This is a genomic window from Shewanella sp. Shew256, assembly GCF_002196695.1.
GTDB lineage: Bacteria > Pseudomonadota > Gammaproteobacteria > Enterobacterales > Shewanellaceae > Shewanella > Shewanella mangrovisoli.
In genome coordinates this window covers 151,355-168,510 of sequence record NZ_NAJR01000004.1, presented here as the reverse complement: position 1 = coordinate 168,510, position 17,156 = coordinate 151,355, and the positions used below count along the sequence as shown (strand labels likewise).

The following is a 17,156-nucleotide window of genomic DNA, read 5'->3' as shown; positions in this document are numbered from 1 at the left end:
GACTCCTAGTGGTGTGAGTCTGGTTTCGGGTAGTCGTAACCAGAGACAATTGAGTCGACAGAGTTATGTTTGAAGCGTATCCCTGACCAAACCGCCATATAGACGTGGATAACCACAAAGATAACGAATGCCCAAGTGAGGTAGTGGTGCCAAATTCTCACCTGTGCCAGTCCACCCATTTGCGCCGTGATCCAAGCTGCGCTGCTCCAAAGCATGCCACCTAAACCTTCATGGTAGACGTTGGCATACAGCACGAGTCCAGTAATACATATCACAAGTGCCACGAAGGAGATTGCTACGTAGGTCACAAATTGTAGCGGTCCATAAACACCGGCTTTATGCAAGTGTCCCATCCAAATGTAGGATTTCAGTTGGGTGATCCAGCTCTTAACGCTCATCACATCACGGAATGAGCGCCGCTCGATATCGCTTCGACTGAAAAAATACAGGTAGAAGCGGGCCAAGGTGACTGCGGTCAGCACAAAACCGCAGATCAAATGGGCAAAACGGATCCAGCCTTGTACCAATACATCCGTGCTGTCGGGCGCCACAAGAAACGGCCAAGCGATATAGAACCCGGTGATCACCAGCACTAAAATGGTCAGTGCCCGTAGCCAGTGGAAAATCCGTATCGCGGGACTAAAAACCAGTGTCCGAATGCGGGTTTCAGAATGGTTCATGTTGCGTTCCCTCCCTCGTTGTTATTGACCATTGGGGCTGACACGGAACTCGCTCAATGCTTGACCTTTGAAATCCATCACGTGTACTGAACACGCCATACAAGGGTCGAATGAGTGAATAATACGTATCACCTCAAGGGGTTTAGTGGGATCTTCCAGTTTTAAGCCAATCAGTGAGGCTTCATAGGGACCAATCTTGCCATTGGCATCCACAGGACCTGCGTTCCAGGTGGTGGGCACGACGGCTTGATAGTTCTCAATGACGCCGTTTTTGATGCGGATCCAGTGGCTTAACATGCCGCGTGGCGCTTCAATCATGGCGTGACCCACATATTCCTTACTCGGATCAATGTGAGGCTTCACATAGGTGGTTTCATCGGATTGAATATTGGTGAGCAGGGCATCGAAAGTTCTGAGGCCTTCCTGCGCCACGATAACCGTTTGCAGCATCCGCGCTGCGGTGCGGCCTAAGGTGGTGAACAGGGCTTCAACGGGCAAACCGGTACGGGCCAATAAGGCATTCACGGCATTGACCACGACTTTATTGCCACGGGCATAGCTCACCAGCAGGCAGGACAATGGACCCACTTCCACGGGTTCGCCCTGGTAACGTGGCGATTTCACCCAAGAGTATTTGCCATCGCCATCTAAGGTCGGCAGTTTGCCGTAAACCGTATCCCGCTCAACAAAGCCTGTGTAGTTAGGAATGGTAGTGCCATCGTAGGGATGCTGCGGCGCATCGGCGGTGTACCATGCATGGCTTACGTCTTCGGCGATAAGCTCAGGGTTAATGTCGCTCACACCCGCTAAGTCGCCCTTCATGATCACGCCTTGGTCGAACAGGTATTCACCATTGGCGAGCACAAAGTCATTGGTTGCCATGAAGTTTTTAACATTCACACCACCAAGTACGCTGGCTTCACCACCAAAGGCTTCCGCCGCCATCACGATATCGGCCTGATAGGCGCGCAGAATAAAGTCGGTCACTATCGCGTGTTTTTGTTTCCATTCCTGTAGGCGAGCAGGACTTAACATATCGCGCACTGAGGTCACACCGCCCACAACCAATGATTGTGGATGTGGCTGTTTACCCCCGAAAATCGCCAGCATTTCTGCGGCAACCCGTTGCACTTCAAGGGCCTTGAGATAGTGCGACAGGGCAATCAGGTTTTGCTCTGGGGTAAATTTATAGGTGCCATTGCCCCAGTAAGCGTTAGCGAAGGGGCCGAGTTTGCCTGTTTCGACAAAGCCTTTCACCCGCTCTTGCACTGCTCTTAATTCACCTTCGCCCGCAGCAATCGGCTTATCGGTATATTTCAGGGCGACCTGAGCCGCTTTTGCGGGATCGGCACTTAAGGCGGAGACCACATCGACCCAGTCTAAACCGTGTAGATGATAGAAATGCACTATATGGTCATGCATATAGAGCGAGGTTTGCATTAAGGAGCGCAGGTATTTAGCGTTTAACGGGATTTGAATGCCTAAGGCATTTTCCACCGCTTCGGTACCACAGCGATAGTGGGAATAGGTACAAACACCGCAGATCCGCTGCACGATAAGACCCACGTCCATTGGCGTGCGGCCCTTGAGGATGACTTCAATACCACGCCACAGGGTAGAGGATGACCATGCCTTGTTGATGACATTATTCTCATCAACTTCGACTTCAATACGTAAGTGACCCTCGATACGGGTGATAGGGTCGATAACAACGCGCTTGCTCATGGGTTATTCCTCCAGCGGCTTGGCAAAAATACTGGCAACGGCGTGGGCTCCAATGCCGACGACAGTCGCGCCTAAAATCACCGCACCGACGGTGTCTGCGGTCGCATCCAATCCATGGAGGAGTTGACGACCAAGGGGTTTCTCAAAATCGGCCATATCATCCCAGAAGTTAGGTTCTGAGCAGCCCATACAACCGTGGCCCGCTAACACTGGCCAGCTAGTGTGATGGTTAAAGCGTTCGGTGGGGCAGTTGTTATAGGTATAAGGTCCTTTACAGCCCACTTTGTAGAGGCAGTAACCCTCTTTTGCACCGTGATCGCCAAACTCTTCAACGAATTCACCAGCATCGAAGCGGCCGCGACGTTCACAGTTATCGTGTACCCGTGCGCCGTAGGCCCATTTTGGACGATTGAACATATCCAGCGCTGGCAATTTGCCGAACATAATGAAATACATCAGGGTGCCGACGATGTTTTTCTCACTCGGTGGACAGCCACCTAAGTTGATCACCGGCTTGCTCACCACTTCGTGTACACCTTTTGCCCCTGTAGGGTTGGGGTAGGCAGCTTGCACACCACCGAAGGAGGCGCAGGTACCCACAGAAATAATCGCCGCAGCGCCATCGGCGGCATGCTTGATGATTTCTAAGCCCGTATGGCCTTTACAGCCCACGGTTAAGAAGCTGCCGTTATTGGCGGTTGGAACCGCACCTTCAACGGCCAGTAGATAACGGCCTTTGTAAGTTTCCAGGGCATGCTCGAGGTTTTCCTCTGCTTGCCAACCCGCGGCGGCCATTAAGGTTTCGTGATATTCCAACGAGATATGATCGAAGATCAGCGAATCTAAGTTCGGTGTATCGGCGCGGACTAAGGACTCGGAGCAGCCAGTACACTCGGCCATATGTAACCAGATTAAGGGTACACGGTCGGCCAGCTCGGCGGCTTCGGCGACTAAATTACTAAATGGCAACGGCAGGGCAAGCATGCCCGTCACCATGGCGCTCCATTTCATGAAATCACGGCGGGTGATTCCATGTTGTTGCATTTTTTCGACAAGAGAGAGCTGTTGACGGGGAGCGAGTTGGCGCAACGCATCTAAGCGCGCCTTTCCCTGTTCATAGAGGGCTGCATGTGTGTCCATGGGTCAACCTTTTTTGTTATTTAAATGTAAATTGGTAAGGGTTTACATAATTGACATAGCCAGTTTAGGCCCTAGGAGATTGATAATTCTTGATGCATATCAAGAATTTTCAAGAGATGTGATGAAACTGATTTTGACATTTAATTAACATGACACAGATCTAATTTCGAATTTGCTAATGGGACAAAATGTCGCACTTTTAACATTTTTGCCGCTAGAGTTCACTTTGTAATCAATTGATGTCGTAGGAATAAGTGGAACAGCAGACTTAATTTATTCTTCTACAGTTTAAGAAAACCTTAAGATTCAGTTAATAGATTCAAACGCAATTGTGATGGGTGGAAGACGTATGAAAAAACTCTTGTTGTTACTCGGATTATTCAGTGTGGGAGCCTATGCCGCTCCGTCGCTCGATCACCAAGTTTTCGATGCGCAAAACCAAGCGGTTTCCTTAACCGAGTTTAAGGGCAAAGTGGTCTATGTGGATTTTTGGGCCTCTTGGTGCGGGCCATGCCGTAAGTCATTTCCTTGGATGAATGCGATTGCACAAAAATATCGTGATCAAGGTTTAGCCGTGGTGGCGATTAACCTCGACACCGATAAGGCGCTTGCCGATGAATTTTTAAAGCAGGTTCCTGCAACCTTTGATGTGCGTTTCAACCCCGAGGGAGATGTAGCACGAAGCTTTGATTTATTGGGGATGCCCAGCAGCTTTATGTTCAATCGCCAGGGGCAACTAGTTAAAAGCCATGTGGGCTTTTACCAAGACAATGCCGCCGATTATGAGCAAGAACTCGTCAGTCTGTTGAAGGAGTAGTGTATGCGTAAAATCGCCTTGATTGCCGTTTCGTTGATGATAGTGGGGTTAACTGGTTGCTCAAGCTTAGGGGTGCAGCCGTGGGAGAAGGGGCAATTCGCCCGCGCCGATATGGCGCTCGATAGTGAAAAGTTAGACCAAGCATTAGACGATCATATCTATTTTAGTAAGGAAGGCAGTAGCGGCGGCCGTGCGTTTGCGGGTGGCGGTTGTGGCTGTAACTAGCCAGGATTGCTTGAACAGGTAGTGCCATAGATTTTCATTTTTATTCGGTTTTTAGTCTAAATAAGCTTCAGTGACATAAAGGTGTTGTCAGCCATGACAAATAATAACAATAAGTTAGACTCAATAGCCCCACAAGTTATCCAAGCTAAACCGCAGACCAAGCACATTGCCAGCGCCTTGGCCTTAGCCAGTTGTGGCTTGTTTGTCTCTAATGGTCACGCCACTGAGCTTGCAAAAAATGCCGATGATTGGAAAGTCGATGCCGCGCTCATGTATTACGGTGAGCAAGACAGGGTGCAGGCAATCGAAGCCATTGGGACGGCGCAAAAAAACTTTGGCGACGATAGTGTGTTGGATTTAAAACTAGTGGTCGACAGTTTAACCGGTGCTTCGGCTTCAGGCGCGGTTGCCCAAAGCGACAGCCAAACCTTTACCCGTCCTTCCGGTAATGGCCAGTATAAAGTGGCGGCGGGTGAGACACCGCTCGATGATACCTTCCACGATACCCGAGTACAGGGCAGTGCTAACTGGTCACAGGCGCTTAATTCCGATTGGAAAGTCAACGGCGGCGTCTATGGCTCTAAGGAATTCGACTATATGTCGATGGGCGTGAATGCAGGGCTTGAGCGTGGCTTTAACAAGGACAACACCACGCTGTTTTTAGGGACATCTTACAGCTTCGATGTGGTCGATCCCGTGGGTGGCAGACCCGTGGCCTTATCCTCTATGGCTATTCGCGACAATTTTACCAGTGATGAAGCTTACCGCACTGCATTCGACGCGACTCGTCAAACGAGCAGCGATGATAAACAAACCGTCGATTTGATGTTAGGTATTACCCAAATATTGAACCAGCGTTGGTTATTGCAGGCGAACTATGGTTTATCCAGTGTCAGCGGCTATTTAACCGATCCCTATAAAGTGTTGAGCGTGGTGGACAATAACGGCACCACTGAGGACATAATCTACGAGAATCGCCCCGATTCGCGCCTGAAACACAGTTTTTATGTGATGACCAAAGGCGCACTCGATGCTGGTGTTGTGGACTTTTCCTACCGCTATAGCACCGACGATTGGGATTTAACTTCGCATACCTTAGAGACCCACTATCGCTATTACTTTAGTGGCAATTTCTACGGACAATTGCACTTACGTTATTACCAACAGTCGGCGGTTAATTTCTATCAGCCGTTCCTGCTTGCCGATACCCCGCTACCCGAGTTTGCCAGTGCGGATTACCGCATTGGTGATATGAGTGCTTATACGATAGGGGTTAAGTTTGGCCACCGTCTGTCTGGCGGCCATGAGATGACGTATCGCTTGGAATATTACCAACAGGATCCGAAAAACAATGGCACAACGATCCCGGGCGAGCTGCAAAACTACGACTTGTTCCCAACCCAAAAGGCGATAACGGCGCAGTTTAGTTATTCATTTTAAAGGTATACTCTGTTACTGAGCCGTAGACAAAGCGCATCAATATGGGGCGTGTTGCCCATATTGAGCGTTACGCGAAGTACAGAATAAGGATACGAAGATGCCAGCAGTTTCCCCTAATGCGCCTTATCGACTCGTGCGCCGTGATTGGGGATTTTTGGGCGAGTTTAGGGCCATGGCGAGTCCCTGTGAGCTATTGATTGCCAGCCATGATGAAGATATCGCCTACGATATGCTCGATATGGCGGCTCGCGAGGCGCAAAGAATCGAGCAAAAGTACAGCCGTTTTATTGAAGGCAATTATCTATGGCGTTTGAATCATGCCGATGGCAAACGTCAGTCAATTGATGAAGAAACCTGGCAACTGTTGGCTTTTGCGAAACAATGCTTTGAGTTAAGTGGCGGACTATTTGATATTTCGGCTTGCCCGTTAATGCAAGTGTGGCGTTTTACGCAGGACGCCAAGATGCCCGCTAAAGCGGATATTGAGGCTGCGCGAGCCTTAGTCGGCTTTGCGCGTATTGAGTTCAATTCCCAAGAGTTGCTGATGCCCCAAGGCATGCAGCTCGATGTTGGCGGTATCGCCAAAGAATATGCGGTCGACAGGGTCGCCTATGAACTTGCCGAGTCCTATGCGGGGATTTCGGTATTGGTTAATTTTGGCGGTGATATCGCCTGTCCGGTGGCCAATGCTGTGCCTTGGCAAGTGGGGATTGAAGATCCACATCAGCTTGACCATGCCGCTAAAGTGCTTGCCATCACCCAAGGCGCCTTAGCTACCAGTGGTGATACTCGGCGGTTTATTGAGGTCGAGGGTAAACGTTATGGGCATATTGTCGATCCGCGTACAGGCTATCCAGTGAGCGGGGCACCGCGCTCGGTGACGGTACTCGGGCCAAACTGTGTCACTGCGGGCATGTTGGCCACCATGGCCATGTTACAGGGTGAGCAGGCCGAAGCCTTTTTAGCCGAGCAATCGGTTCAGTGTAGTATTTTTCGATAGGGCATTATCAATGCGTATCATGTTAGTGGAAGACAACGAGTTATTAGCCCAAGGGATTTGCTTGAGCCTTGCAAAAATGGGGATGCAGGTCGATCACCTAAGTAGCTATCAGCAAGCATTGGTGGGCATTAAGAATGAGACCTTTAGCGCCATAGTGCTCGATTTAGGCTTACCCGACGGTAATGGTAAGGAGCTACTCAAAGCGTGGCGCGCCGAAGGCGTTTCGATCCCAACGATTGTGCTCACGGCCAACACGGATTTTGATACCAAACTCGAGTGCCTCGATATCGGCGCCGATGATTATTTAGGTAAGCCCTTCGATGTGCGCGAGTTAGCTGCGCGTATTCGCGCGATCGTCCGTCGGCAATATGGTTTAGATAATAACAGCTTGAATATCGGTGCGTTAAGCATCGACCTCAACACCCGCGAAGTGAGTTTTCGCGATCAAAATGTGCCTCTGTCACGCCGGGAGTTTCAGCTATTGCTGGAACTGGCGCAATCCGCAGGTCGTGTATTGACCCGTAATCAGTTAGAGCAGTTAACCTACGGTTGGGATGAGGTTGGCAGCAACTCGATTGAGGTCCACATCCACCATTTACGTAAAAAATTAGCCAACGACTTGATTAAGACGGTACGCGGCATTGGCTACACCCTAACCGAAGTCAATTAACCCATTAAAATTAACACTCGTGCAAGGATTTAAGTGACAAACCCGGCGTTTATCGGTATTTAGTAACTGCCTTTTAGGCATGTCTACTCTCACCATAAACGACGGGGACCACAGGGTGAATCGACTCAAGGTGCTGGATGTGTACTCATTACGTTTGTTATTAACCTTGCTGATGCTCTCGGGGATTTCAGTTTCCGTGGGGATTTCAAGCTGGTTCAGCACCCGAGACTCTAAGCATCAAATCGAAGAGTTATTCGATGCGCAGATGCTGCAAAGCGCGAAAATGCTTGAACTGTTCTATCACGACGAGGAAGATTTCAAAGCGCCGCAAGAGTTGCCGCAAGTTCTCCATGTGCCCGACAGTCAAGTGAGCACATTTGCCGAAAAAGCCGATGCGTTAAAACTCGCCTATGAGCATAAACTTGCCTTCCAGATCTGGAGTGAGGCGGGGCAAGCACTGGTCTTTTCAGACAATATTGGCCGCCAACCCATCACTAAGTTTGTCCAAGGCTACAGCAAAAAAGTGTTCGAAGGGGAACTCTGGCATGTGTTTAGCTTTTTTTCGGTCAAACACAAAGTCTGGATTATCACCGCCCAGCAGGATGAAGTGCGCCAAGAGTTGGTCTCACAAATTATGCACAATGCCGTGATAGTGCCGTTGATCGTGGTGCCATTAACCTTGCTTATCGTCAGCTTGCTGTTTTACATCTTGTTCCGTCCGTTGAAGTCCTTCGAGCGCGAGTTAATGGCGCGCTCGCCTAACGATCTTACGCCGCTCACTATGTCACTCCCCAAGGAACTCGTGCCCGTGCGCCGCGCGCTAAACCAATATATCAGCAGCATTGCACACTTTATTGCACGGGAACGCCGCTTTAGTGCCGATGCGGCCCATGAGTTAAAAACCCCCTTATCCGTGATTAAATTACATCAACAGGGTTTAGAAGGCTTAGTGGGAGAGGGGGATGCGGAGCGGATCCACCTCGCCGCCATCGATGCGGGTGTGAAGCATATGAGTCACACAGTGGAGCAGCTCTTGCTGCTTGCACGGATCGATTCGATTGCCGAACTCAATGTGCAGCCTCATGCGTTATTGCCGATGGTGGAGGATGCGCTGAACCAGCTAATGCCACTGATCACCGACTATGAATGGAATATCGAAGTAGACGCAGCATTAACACTCAACTGCGATCGCTTTTACCTGTTGATCGTGCTGAAAAATATCATCGAAAATGCCTGTAAATACAGTCCTGCTGAAACGCAAATTTGCATTAGTGCAGCGCTAACTGACGCTTATGTAGAGATCAACATCGCCGACCGTGGTCAGGGCATGACCCATGAGCAAATCGCCAGCGCGACGGAGCGCTTTTACCGCGTCAATGAAAATGAGGGGATAGGTGCGGGATTAGGGCTCTCCATCTGCCACCACATTATTGATTTGCACCAAGGGCAATTGACGATAACGCCCCGCGAAAATGGCGGTTTAGTGGTTACCCTTTTATTACCTCAATAGTATCATTTGTTTTGTTGGTACGCGCTTGATGCAATAAATTTTGTTGCAACAGGCTCGCGTATTGGCAGGCATCACCTAAGATTATTGTCAGCAGTCAGTTTGCAAAAGAGGCTGATTTTGTTTCTATAATGCGAACTAGATAGCACTTTACTCACATACGTTACTTTTAAAGATCAAATCCGTATGTTAATTCGAATTTGATATTCTTTATTGGTATAAGTATATTGCTAAATAGTATCGTGCAAAAGGAGTTAACTGCATCTTTATTTATGAGTTTTTTACTCCTTCTGATATCTTTCGCGATATGTAACAGCCTGTGTTTTTTTACCATCAAACCGCGGTAAAAAAATTTCACTGTGCAGACAAAAAACGTTGATTTCTTAGTTTATTTTTAGGTTACCTATCCTATGGTTAGCTTGTTGCGTTGCCAATCGTTTAAACCTTCTTCTTCACTCATTTGCTCACTGGCGCTTAGCGCAGCATTTGCGCTGTCGAGCACGGCATTTGCTGAAGAGACAAAGCCTGCTGAAAACAAACCCGCCACACCTGTGGTGAGTCCACCTAAGGCGACGGCTCAGCCGGCGAACAAAAATCAAGTGAGATTTACAAAAACGGGCACCTTTGATGGCGATTCTGTAATGAAACTGGCGCGTAAGCTGGCTTCTAAGCCCTATGTGGCGTTAAAGGATCCGCTGCCAGCAGGACTTGCCAAGTTAACCTACGATGAATACCGCGACATTCGCTTTAACCCGATTTCGTCCATTTGGCGCGATCAAGGTTTACCATTTCAAATGCAAATGTTTCACCGTGGCTTCTATTTCCAAGATTTGATCGAAATTGCCATCGTTGAAGCTAACCAATCGACTCACTTAGCCTACGAGCCTAAGTATTTCACTGCGGGTGAAGTTATCAGCCAAGCGTTGCCAAATGATGACATTGGTTACTCAGGCTTTCGCATCCATAACCAGTTAAACACCAACGGCGTGTATGACGAGTTGATGGTGTTCCAAGGTGCGAGTTATTTCCGTGCCTTAGGTAAAGGTAACTCCTATGGCTTATCTGCCCGTGGTTTAGCCTTGAAAACCGCGGACCCTGAAGGGGAAGAATTCCCGATTTTCCGCGCATTTTGGGTTGAACGTCCTTCCTACGACAGCAACCTAATTGTGGTGCATGCACTGCTGGATAGCCCAAGTGTTGCGGGCGCGTATCGCTTCTCAGTGCGTCCAGGTGATAACACTCAAATCGACGTTGAAGCGACCTTATTCCCTCGCGTCGAACTTAGCAAAGTCGGACTTGCGCCAAGCACCAGTATGTTTTTACATTCACTCAATGGCCGCCACGATACCGACGACTTTAGACCCGAAGTCCACGATTCAGACGGTTTGTTGATGTTTAACGGCCGCGGTGAGCACCTATGGCGCCCACTGGCTAACCCACGCCAATTACAGGTAAGTGCGTTTTCTGACAACTCGCCACAGGGTTTTGGGTTAATTCAACGTGAACGCAATTATGCCTCTTATCAAGATCTCGAAGCCCACTATGAGCGTCGTCCAAGTTTGTGGATTGAACCTGTGGGTAACTGGGGACAAGGTGCGGTCGTTCTGACAGAAATTCCAACAGAATCAGAAATTCATGATAATATCGTGAGCTTCTGGAAGCCGCGTCAGCCTATTCCTGCGGGCAGTGAATATCATTTTGCTTACCGTATGAGCTGGGGCGAGGAGCCAGTGGCGAAAACCAATTCTGTCGTGGTGAGTCGTACTGCCAGTGGTCGTGCTGACATCGCAAAAGCGACCCCAAGACGTTTGTTTGTCGTGGATTATCATCTTAACGGCGCCATGCCCGATGAATTACCGCTCGCGAAGGTTGAGTCTTCCGGTGGGGTGATTTCAAATGTGGTTATTGCGCGTAACGCGGCTAACAATGGTTATCGCCTCGCGTTTGAGTTGGAGCCAGAAGATAAGGAACTTATCGAATTACGTGCCGAACTCAAGTTCTCAACACCGCGTCAGGTTGAAACCTGGCTCTATCGCTGGACGCTTTAAGGTCCATGACGGAGCGACATAATATGACTGTATCCGAGAATTCGGTTCTTGAGACTGAAGTGCTCGTGGGTGGTAGCGCCATGCCTAATGAAAGGCCTGGCGCAATGGAACCCCAAAGCTTAAACCAAATGCCTGAAGGATTTCCGCGCCGTAGCACCGTTGCCAATGGTGTACGTTCTAAGGTATCCCGTCGATTCTTTGTCGTGGGCGGAGCTCTGGCGCTGTCTGCTTTTGCTATCTACGAAATGGGCGCCGTATTCAGTATCGGAGGGATCACCCCCCTCGAATATCTGATGTTGGTGCTGTTTGCGATTAACTTCTGCTGGATTGCCTTGGCGTTTTGTAGTGGTATCGCAGGCTTCTTCATGTTGCTGAAAAAGCCCAAGCCAAACGAGCTTGAGCAGACTGAGCTACATACCCGCACCGCGATTTTGATGCCAACCTATAACGAGTCGCCTGATCGGGTGTTCTCTGCGGTATCTGTGATGGCTGAAGCTTTGTCCCAAACGGGGCATGGTCATGCGTTCGATTGGTTTATCTTAAGTGATACCACAGATCCTGAAATCGCCCTGTTAGAAGAACAGGCGTTTTTAGTGTTACGCCAAGAAACCCATAAACATTCTCGCGTGTATTACCGCCGCCGTCGTAAGAACGTGGCGCGTAAAGCGGGTAACGTGGCGGATTTCTGTCGCCGTTGGGGTTCTCGTTACGATCACTTACTGGTGCTCGACGCCGACAGTTTGATGGAATCATCGACCATCACAGGCTTAGCACAACGTATGCAGGCCGATCCTGATGCCGGACTTATCCAAACCATTCCTTCGCTCATCAATGGCACCACCTTAATGGCGCGTTTGCAGCAGTTTGCGGCGCGTATTTATGGTCCTGTGATTGGTACGGGGCTTGGTTGGTGGGTACAAAAAGAAGGTAACTTCTGGGGCCATAACGCCATTATTCGTACCGAAGCCTTTATGGGCGCGGCGGGTCTGCCAAACCTTAAGGGTAAACCGCCATTTGGTGGCCATATTCTAAGCCATGACTTTGTCGAAGCGGCGCTTATTCGCCGTGCGGGTTGGAGTGTGGTGATTGCTTACGACTTACCGGGCTCTTATGAAGAATGTCCGCCATCGATTGTCGATTTAGCCGTGCGCGATCGCCGTTGGTGTCAAGGTAACTTGCAGCATTCCCGTATCCTGCCGACCAAAGGCTTACACTGGGTCAGCCGTTTACACTTAATGACGGGCATTATGGCGTATTTGTCATCGCCATTCTGGTTGTTATTGATTTTAACTGGTTTGATGCTCGCCTTGCAGGCACACTTTATTCGTCCTGAGTATTTTACCGACCAATTCTCCCTGTTCCCGACATGGCCTATCATGGACTCGGATAGGGCATTAAGATTGTTCTATATCACCATGGGCGTGTTGTTTGGACCTAAGATTTTCGGCGTATTATTGCTGCTAAAAGATGGCAATTTTGCCCGCAGTGTCGGTGGTCGCATCAAAGCGATTTTAAGCGTGATATTTGAGGTAATCCTCTCTGCACTAATCGCACCTATCATGATGTTCATCCACTGCGGTGCGGTGATGTCGATTCTGATGGGACGTGACAGTGGTTGGTCTCCACAGCGCCGCGACGATGGCAGCATGCCTTGGTTAACCCTGATCTATCGCCACCGTTGGCATATGCTGGCGGGCGTGATGTTAGGTTACGCGGCCATTTTGGACTCCTTAACATTGCTTGCGTGGATGAGCCCCGCCTTGATTGGTCTTTGGTTAGCCGTGCCTATTTCGGCGTGGACGGGTTCTATCAAGATTGGTGAGTTCTTCAAACGCATTGGCATTTTGGCCACGCCAGAGGAGCGTAATCCTGCGCCTATCTGTATTCGTGCTCAAGAGGCGCGTGCTGCTTATCAGGCACATATCGAGCAGCCTTGGACATTAGCGCAAGTGTTAAAAGATCCAGCGTTAATGGAGCTGCATTTAGCTATGGTTGATAAGCAGCCACTGCGTGCGGCGGGTACACCCATTGAACCGGTTGAAGCCATTGTGCACGTAAAAGTGCATGAAGCGCAGTGCCAACAGAGTGCCTTGGCGTTATTTAACCGTCAGGAGATGGCGCTGGTGCTAGCCAATCCGCTGATGCTGCGAAGTTTACAAAAACTGCCCGAGCAGTTTGTGCCAGAAGACTTGGTCTCTTTCTGCTAGCTAACACGTTTTTAGGGTAGCAATTCGCCCCGCTTAATGGGCTTAATTGTTGTCAAATAATTGAAATGCCACTGACGTCTGTCAGTGGCATTTTTGTTTTATCCCTTTGCTCGCCTGCATTTCGTCAACGGCTTCAGCTATAGTGAACACAGATTACTGCTGAATTGAGTGCCAATGTTAGCACTTGCGGTAATTTTACGGTCAAGAATCTGCTGTGACAGGGGACGTGTATGATGCCTGTGAGTCGATTAACGCTAAATCCTAATACATCCAACCGCAGCTTTAGTTCACTTAAGCGCTGGCCACTCGGTGCATTGTTGATGGGACTTTCGCTTGCAGTCATAGAATCCTATGCCGCCGAACCATTCGTAACAGCACCTTTAACCGTTGAACCACAAACGGTTGAGCTGCCCGTGCTGACGACCTCCGCTGAAGTCGCTGACCCAGATACTGCAGTTGAGCAAATCCTAGGGCAAACCTTACTCTTGAGTCTTGCCGATGTTAGCCCGGTTTTTAGCGCCAATTATCAACAGTTGATCCAGTGGCAACATAGGGCGCTGAATAACGAGGAGCAATTGAAGCTTCGCCAAATGCAGCTGCAATTGGATAACTATTGGCAGTATCTTGATGCCCCAGCTGAATGCACGACGCCATGCTCATCGGCAGCACTGATCCCTAAGGATACGTATTTTCGCGCTGTGGTCCTCAAGTTGAAGCAATTGATGGCGTTAGCGGAATCTTCTTCGTGGGAGACACTCATCCTTGAAGATAAGCTCAGTCCAGGGCAAGAGAGCCGGCTCATTGCGCCGATTGCGCTGCGCCTTTTCCTATTAGGTTTTCTAGCAGAGATGCCTAGCACGGCTTCCGAGTCTGTAGCCGATAACGTATTGGCGCCAGTATCTGAACTAGGATCTAAGCCAGTCATTAAGTCAGACATTGATCCAAACATTGAGTCAGACCGAATTTCACCAAACGCAACAACTTATGCTGGAACAGTTGCACGGACTGAGCAGGCTGCAACTGATAACAATTCCATGCCTTATGATGATGAACTGGTTCGCGCGATCAAAAACTTTCAAACCCAGCATGGCTTACAGGCAGATGGAGTGATAGGTAAACAAACCCTGTATTGGCTTAATCAATCTCCCTATGCTCGGGCAAAGCTGCTGGCGAAAAATACCCTTAGGCAGCAGCTTTTTACTCGCACCTTACCTGCAAGCTATCTGGTGATAAACATCCCTGCATTTGAGCTGCAATTCGTCGAAGCGGGGAAGGTGATCCTTAATTCAAAAGTAATAGTGGGCAAAGCATCGCGGCCAACACCGTTGCTAAGTAGTCATATCTCCAGCGTGGTGCTCAATCCACAGTGGCGCGTGCCACGCACCATAGTGCGGCGCGATATCTTGCCCCATATACGCCAAGATGGTCATTACCTACAGGACCGTGGGTTTGATGTTTACGACTATGACGGCGCGCGAGTCGAACATTCGCCGCAGGAGTGGCAAGAGTTGGCGTCCAGCCATTTTCCCTATCGATTAGTGCAACGCCCTGGGACGAAAAACGCCTTAGGTCGATATAAATTTCATTTCGACAACAGTTTTAGCGTGTATTTGCACGGAACTTCTGAGCCAAGTCTCTTTAAAAAGACCGATAGGGCCTTATCATCGGGTTGCATTCGGGTTGAAAAGGTCGAGGAGCTGGCCCGCTGGTTTCAAACTCACTTAGTTAAAGATACGCGCCTTTGGGACAAATTAACGCCTAATACCACTCAATCCCAATGGTTTGCGCTGTCAGATACCATGCCTGTCTACACGGTTTATTGGACAGCATGGCTTGATGATGCTGGGCAAATTCAATATCGCAATGATATTTATCACTTGGAAGCTGAGTTTAGCCAGGCGGTGCCTGCATCAATTTTTTACATTCTATAACGACCTGAACTTTTAAGAGATTTTGAAATCTGAAATCTTGTGAGCCAGTCAAGGCTTGATCTGAATGGCGATTCAGTATAATTTGCGGTTTTAGTGTCCAAAAAACGAACAAAAGGTGATGATGTGACGTTACTTTGTCCTGCCCGTAGGCAGTTGTTGTTAGGCCTCAGTGGTGTGGCATTGTGTTCTTTAATTCCTTCTAAAGCGTTTGCAAGTCGGTCAACCAAAGGGGTTCGCGATCTCAGCCTCTACAATCGCCACACGGGCGAGCATAACAATGGTAGTTATTGGATTGACGGCCATTATCAGAGCGAAGTGTTGAATGATTTTAGTCATTTGCTGCGGGATCATCGCCAGAATGTGGCGGCGCCCATGGATAAACGCTTATTCGATCTGCTTTACACCCTCAAGAGTACCCTCAATACGGAGAATGAGATCCATGTGATTTCTGGCTATCGTTCGCCCAAGACCAACGCCATGTTGGCGGGTAAGAGCAGTGGGGTGGCAAAGAAAAGTTATCATATGCAAGGCATGGCAATGGACATCGCTATCCCGGGTGTGAACCTAAAGACCCTTCGTGATGCGGCGTTATCGCTTAAATTAGGAGGAGTGGGTTATTACCCTAAGTCAGGTTTTGTGCATGTTGACTGTGGCCCAGTCCGCCACTGGTAGTCTTATCGTTTTGCACTGAGAGCTGCTGATAAAACTGCAGCTCGAGTGCTTGAATATCCTGCAAATAATGTTTTAACAGCGGCAAAAAGAGTTGCCCAAGCTTGTTCATTTCCCGGTGTTGTTGCCAGTCGTTCACATGCTGATTGAGGCACTGTGAAAACTTAAATTGCCTGAGTCGTTGGCCTTCAACGGCGGATGATTCACAAAGCTGCATCAACATCAGTAAGCTACGATTTTTTTGTTGAGTGCAGGCGAGCAGCTCTAACAGTTTCAATTCGATCGTGGTCTGCTGATAGGGTACAGTTTCGATAAGTGAGACGAGTTCACGGGCTAATTGGCATGAAAGACGATTTTCTTGTTGCAATAAATACAGCTCGTGACGCATGTTTGACAAGACTAAAGTGACAAAATTTGCCCGAGCTTAGCAGGCATCGACTGGCTTAAGTGTGATCAAGATCGCGGGTTTTTTGATTCAGATCAAAGCCGCTTCGGCTATTTAACAGGCTACAAACAAGTTTTCCAATTCAATAAATACTCTTTGTGATTTATAACGATAGCCGCTCGGTATCATTCAGGTTTAAGAGTGGGGCTGTTCTTGTACCTGCCGAGTAACTGTGTTAGTATGCGCGCGCTTTATATGAGTCACCATTGGTCGAAAATGGTGACGGTTTTTACTCTAAATTTAAGTGAGAAACACATGTCTTACACTATCCAAGCACAAACCCGCACTGAAATAGGGAAAGGTTCGAGCCGCCGCCTACGTCATGCAGGTAAAGTTCCTGCTGTTATCTACGGCGCAGGCAAAGAGCCAGTTTCTATTGTTTTTGATCACAAAGACATCATCAACATTCAAACTAACGAAGACTTCTACACTTCTGTTGTGACTATCGTTTTAGATGGCAAAGAAGTAGGTGTTCGTGCACAAGCTATGCAACGTCACGCGTTCAAGCCAATGATCGAGCACGTTGACTTCGTTTACGCTTAATCGCGTGATTGAAGCAAAAAAGCGCCTATAGGGCGCTTTTTTTGTGACTGTTTTTTAACGAACAAGAACATAAAAGTATCCCCGCGCAACCTAGCTACGCGGGGGAGTA

At 48.9% G+C, this 17,156-nt stretch carries 15 protein-coding genes; 11 read left to right on the top strand and 4 right to left on the bottom strand.

Features of this window, described 5'->3' with window-relative positions:
- Positions 1-5: 5 nt before the first annotated feature.
- The 3 genes from cybH to hyaA are packed head-to-tail and all read right to left on the bottom strand — an operon-like array spanning position 6 to position 3,545.
- Positions 6-680 carry a Ni/Fe-hydrogenase, b-type cytochrome subunit gene (cybH, locus tag B5P39_RS08850; protein WP_088211234.1) on the bottom strand — a complete coding sequence of 225 codons (675 nt, stop codon included), beginning with the start codon at positions 678-680 and terminating at the stop codon, positions 6-8.
- A 21-nt stretch (positions 681-701) separates the two neighbouring features.
- Positions 702-2,405: a nickel-dependent hydrogenase large subunit gene (gene hyaB, locus B5P39_RS08845; protein WP_088211233.1), complete on the bottom strand. Its 1,704-nt coding sequence runs from the start codon at positions 2,403-2,405 to the stop codon at positions 702-704.
- Positions 2,406-2,408: 3 nt separating this feature from the next.
- Positions 2,409-3,545 (bottom strand): nickel-dependent hydrogenase small subunit, encoded by a 1,137-nt coding sequence (gene hyaA, locus B5P39_RS08840; RefSeq protein WP_088211232.1) that lies wholly within the window; start codon positions 3,543-3,545, stop codon positions 2,409-2,411.
- 349 nt (positions 3,546-3,894) lie between these two features.
- On the opposite strand from hyaA, the gene B5P39_RS08835 reads away from it, so the two are divergent.
- The 10 genes from B5P39_RS08835 to B5P39_RS08790 all read left to right on the top strand — a co-directional run bounded on the left by B5P39_RS08835 (position 3,895) and on the right by B5P39_RS08790 (position 16,062).
- Positions 3,895-4,362: a TlpA disulfide reductase family protein gene (locus B5P39_RS08835; RefSeq protein WP_088211231.1), complete on the top strand. Its 468-nt coding sequence runs from the start codon at positions 3,895-3,897 to the stop codon at positions 4,360-4,362.
- A 3-nt stretch (positions 4,363-4,365) separates the two neighbouring features.
- On the top strand, positions 4,366-4,587 hold the full coding sequence (locus B5P39_RS08830) for a DUF4266 domain-containing protein (protein WP_011716884.1): 222 nt from the start codon (positions 4,366-4,368) through the stop codon (positions 4,585-4,587).
- Between the two features lie 93 nt (positions 4,588-4,680).
- Positions 4,681-6,027 carry a DUF3570 domain-containing protein gene (locus tag B5P39_RS08825; RefSeq protein WP_088211230.1) on the top strand — a complete coding sequence of 449 codons (1,347 nt, stop codon included), beginning with the start codon at positions 4,681-4,683 and terminating at the stop codon, positions 6,025-6,027.
- Between the two features lie 97 nt (positions 6,028-6,124).
- Positions 6,125-7,027: an FAD:protein FMN transferase gene (locus B5P39_RS08820; RefSeq protein WP_088211229.1), complete on the top strand. Its 903-nt coding sequence runs from the start codon at positions 6,125-6,127 to the stop codon at positions 7,025-7,027.
- Between the two features lie 10 nt (positions 7,028-7,037).
- Entirely contained in the window at positions 7,038-7,697 is a 660-nt protein-coding gene (locus B5P39_RS08815; protein ID WP_011716887.1) for a response regulator transcription factor, read from the top strand.
- Positions 7,698-7,812: 115 nt separating this feature from the next.
- Complete coding sequence (locus B5P39_RS08810) at positions 7,813-9,207, top strand: ATP-binding protein (protein WP_088211228.1); 1,395 nt, start codon at positions 7,813-7,815, stop codon at positions 9,205-9,207.
- A 407-nt stretch (positions 9,208-9,614) separates the two neighbouring features.
- A complete protein-coding gene (locus B5P39_RS08805) occupies positions 9,615-11,252 on the top strand; it encodes a glucan biosynthesis protein G (protein WP_088211227.1) in 1,638 nt (545 codons plus the stop codon).
- Between the two features lie 23 nt (positions 11,253-11,275).
- Complete coding sequence (gene mdoH / locus B5P39_RS08800; protein WP_088211226.1) at positions 11,276-13,459, top strand: glucans biosynthesis glucosyltransferase MdoH; 2,184 nt, start codon at positions 11,276-11,278, stop codon at positions 13,457-13,459.
- Positions 13,460-13,689: 230 nt separating this feature from the next.
- Positions 13,690-15,390, top strand: coding sequence for a L,D-transpeptidase family protein (locus B5P39_RS08795; RefSeq protein ID WP_088211225.1), 1,701 nt, complete (start codon positions 13,690-13,692; stop codon positions 15,388-15,390).
- Between the two features lie 123 nt (positions 15,391-15,513).
- Positions 15,514-16,062 (top strand): DUF882 domain-containing protein, encoded by a 549-nt coding sequence (locus tag B5P39_RS08790; protein WP_011622603.1) that lies wholly within the window; start codon positions 15,514-15,516, stop codon positions 16,060-16,062.
- Here B5P39_RS08790 and B5P39_RS08785 read toward each other — a convergent pair.
- On the bottom strand, positions 16,013-16,447 hold the full coding sequence (locus B5P39_RS08785; protein WP_011716892.1) for a hypothetical protein: 435 nt from the start codon (positions 16,445-16,447) through the stop codon (positions 16,013-16,015). The genes B5P39_RS08790 and B5P39_RS08785 overlap by 50 nt on opposite strands.
- Before the next feature lie 312 nt (positions 16,448-16,759).
- On the opposite strand from B5P39_RS08785, the gene rplY reads away from it, so the two are divergent.
- Entirely contained in the window at positions 16,760-17,047 is a 288-nt protein-coding gene (rplY, locus tag B5P39_RS08780; RefSeq protein WP_011622605.1) for a 50S ribosomal protein L25, read from the top strand.
- The last annotated feature ends 109 nt before the right edge of the window (positions 17,048-17,156 follow it).

Bases quoted from the DNA above. Each gene is read 5' to 3' on its own strand.
- cybH (WP_088211234.1), bottom strand. From the start codon at position 680: ATGAACCATTCTGAAACCCGCATTCGGACACTGGTTTTTAGTCCCGCG.
- hyaB (WP_088211233.1), bottom strand. From the start codon at position 2,405: ATGAGCAAGCGCGTTGTTATCGACCCTATCACCCGTATCGAGGGTCAC.
- hyaA (WP_088211232.1), bottom strand. From the start codon at position 3,545: ATGGACACACATGCAGCCCTCTATGAACAGGGAAAGGCGCGCTTAGAT.
- B5P39_RS08835 (WP_088211231.1), top strand. From the start codon at position 3,895: ATGAAAAAACTCTTGTTGTTACTCGGATTATTCAGTGTGGGAGCCTAT.
- B5P39_RS08830 (WP_011716884.1), top strand. From the start codon at position 4,366: ATGCGTAAAATCGCCTTGATTGCCGTTTCGTTGATGATAGTGGGGTTA.
- B5P39_RS08825 (WP_088211230.1), top strand. From the start codon at position 4,681: ATGACAAATAATAACAATAAGTTAGACTCAATAGCCCCACAAGTTATC.
- B5P39_RS08820 (WP_088211229.1), top strand. From the start codon at position 6,125: ATGCCAGCAGTTTCCCCTAATGCGCCTTATCGACTCGTGCGCCGTGAT.
- B5P39_RS08815 (WP_011716887.1), top strand. From the start codon at position 7,038: ATGCGTATCATGTTAGTGGAAGACAACGAGTTATTAGCCCAAGGGATT.
- B5P39_RS08805 (WP_088211227.1), top strand. From the start codon at position 9,615: ATGGTTAGCTTGTTGCGTTGCCAATCGTTTAAACCTTCTTCTTCACTC.
- mdoH (WP_088211226.1), top strand. From the start codon at position 11,276: ATGACTGTATCCGAGAATTCGGTTCTTGAGACTGAAGTGCTCGTGGGT.
- B5P39_RS08795 (WP_088211225.1), top strand. From the start codon at position 13,690: ATGATGCCTGTGAGTCGATTAACGCTAAATCCTAATACATCCAACCGC.
- B5P39_RS08785 (WP_011716892.1), bottom strand. From the start codon at position 16,447: ATGCGTCACGAGCTGTATTTATTGCAACAAGAAAATCGTCTTTCATGC.
- rplY (WP_011622605.1), top strand. From the start codon at position 16,760: ATGTCTTACACTATCCAAGCACAAACCCGCACTGAAATAGGGAAAGGT.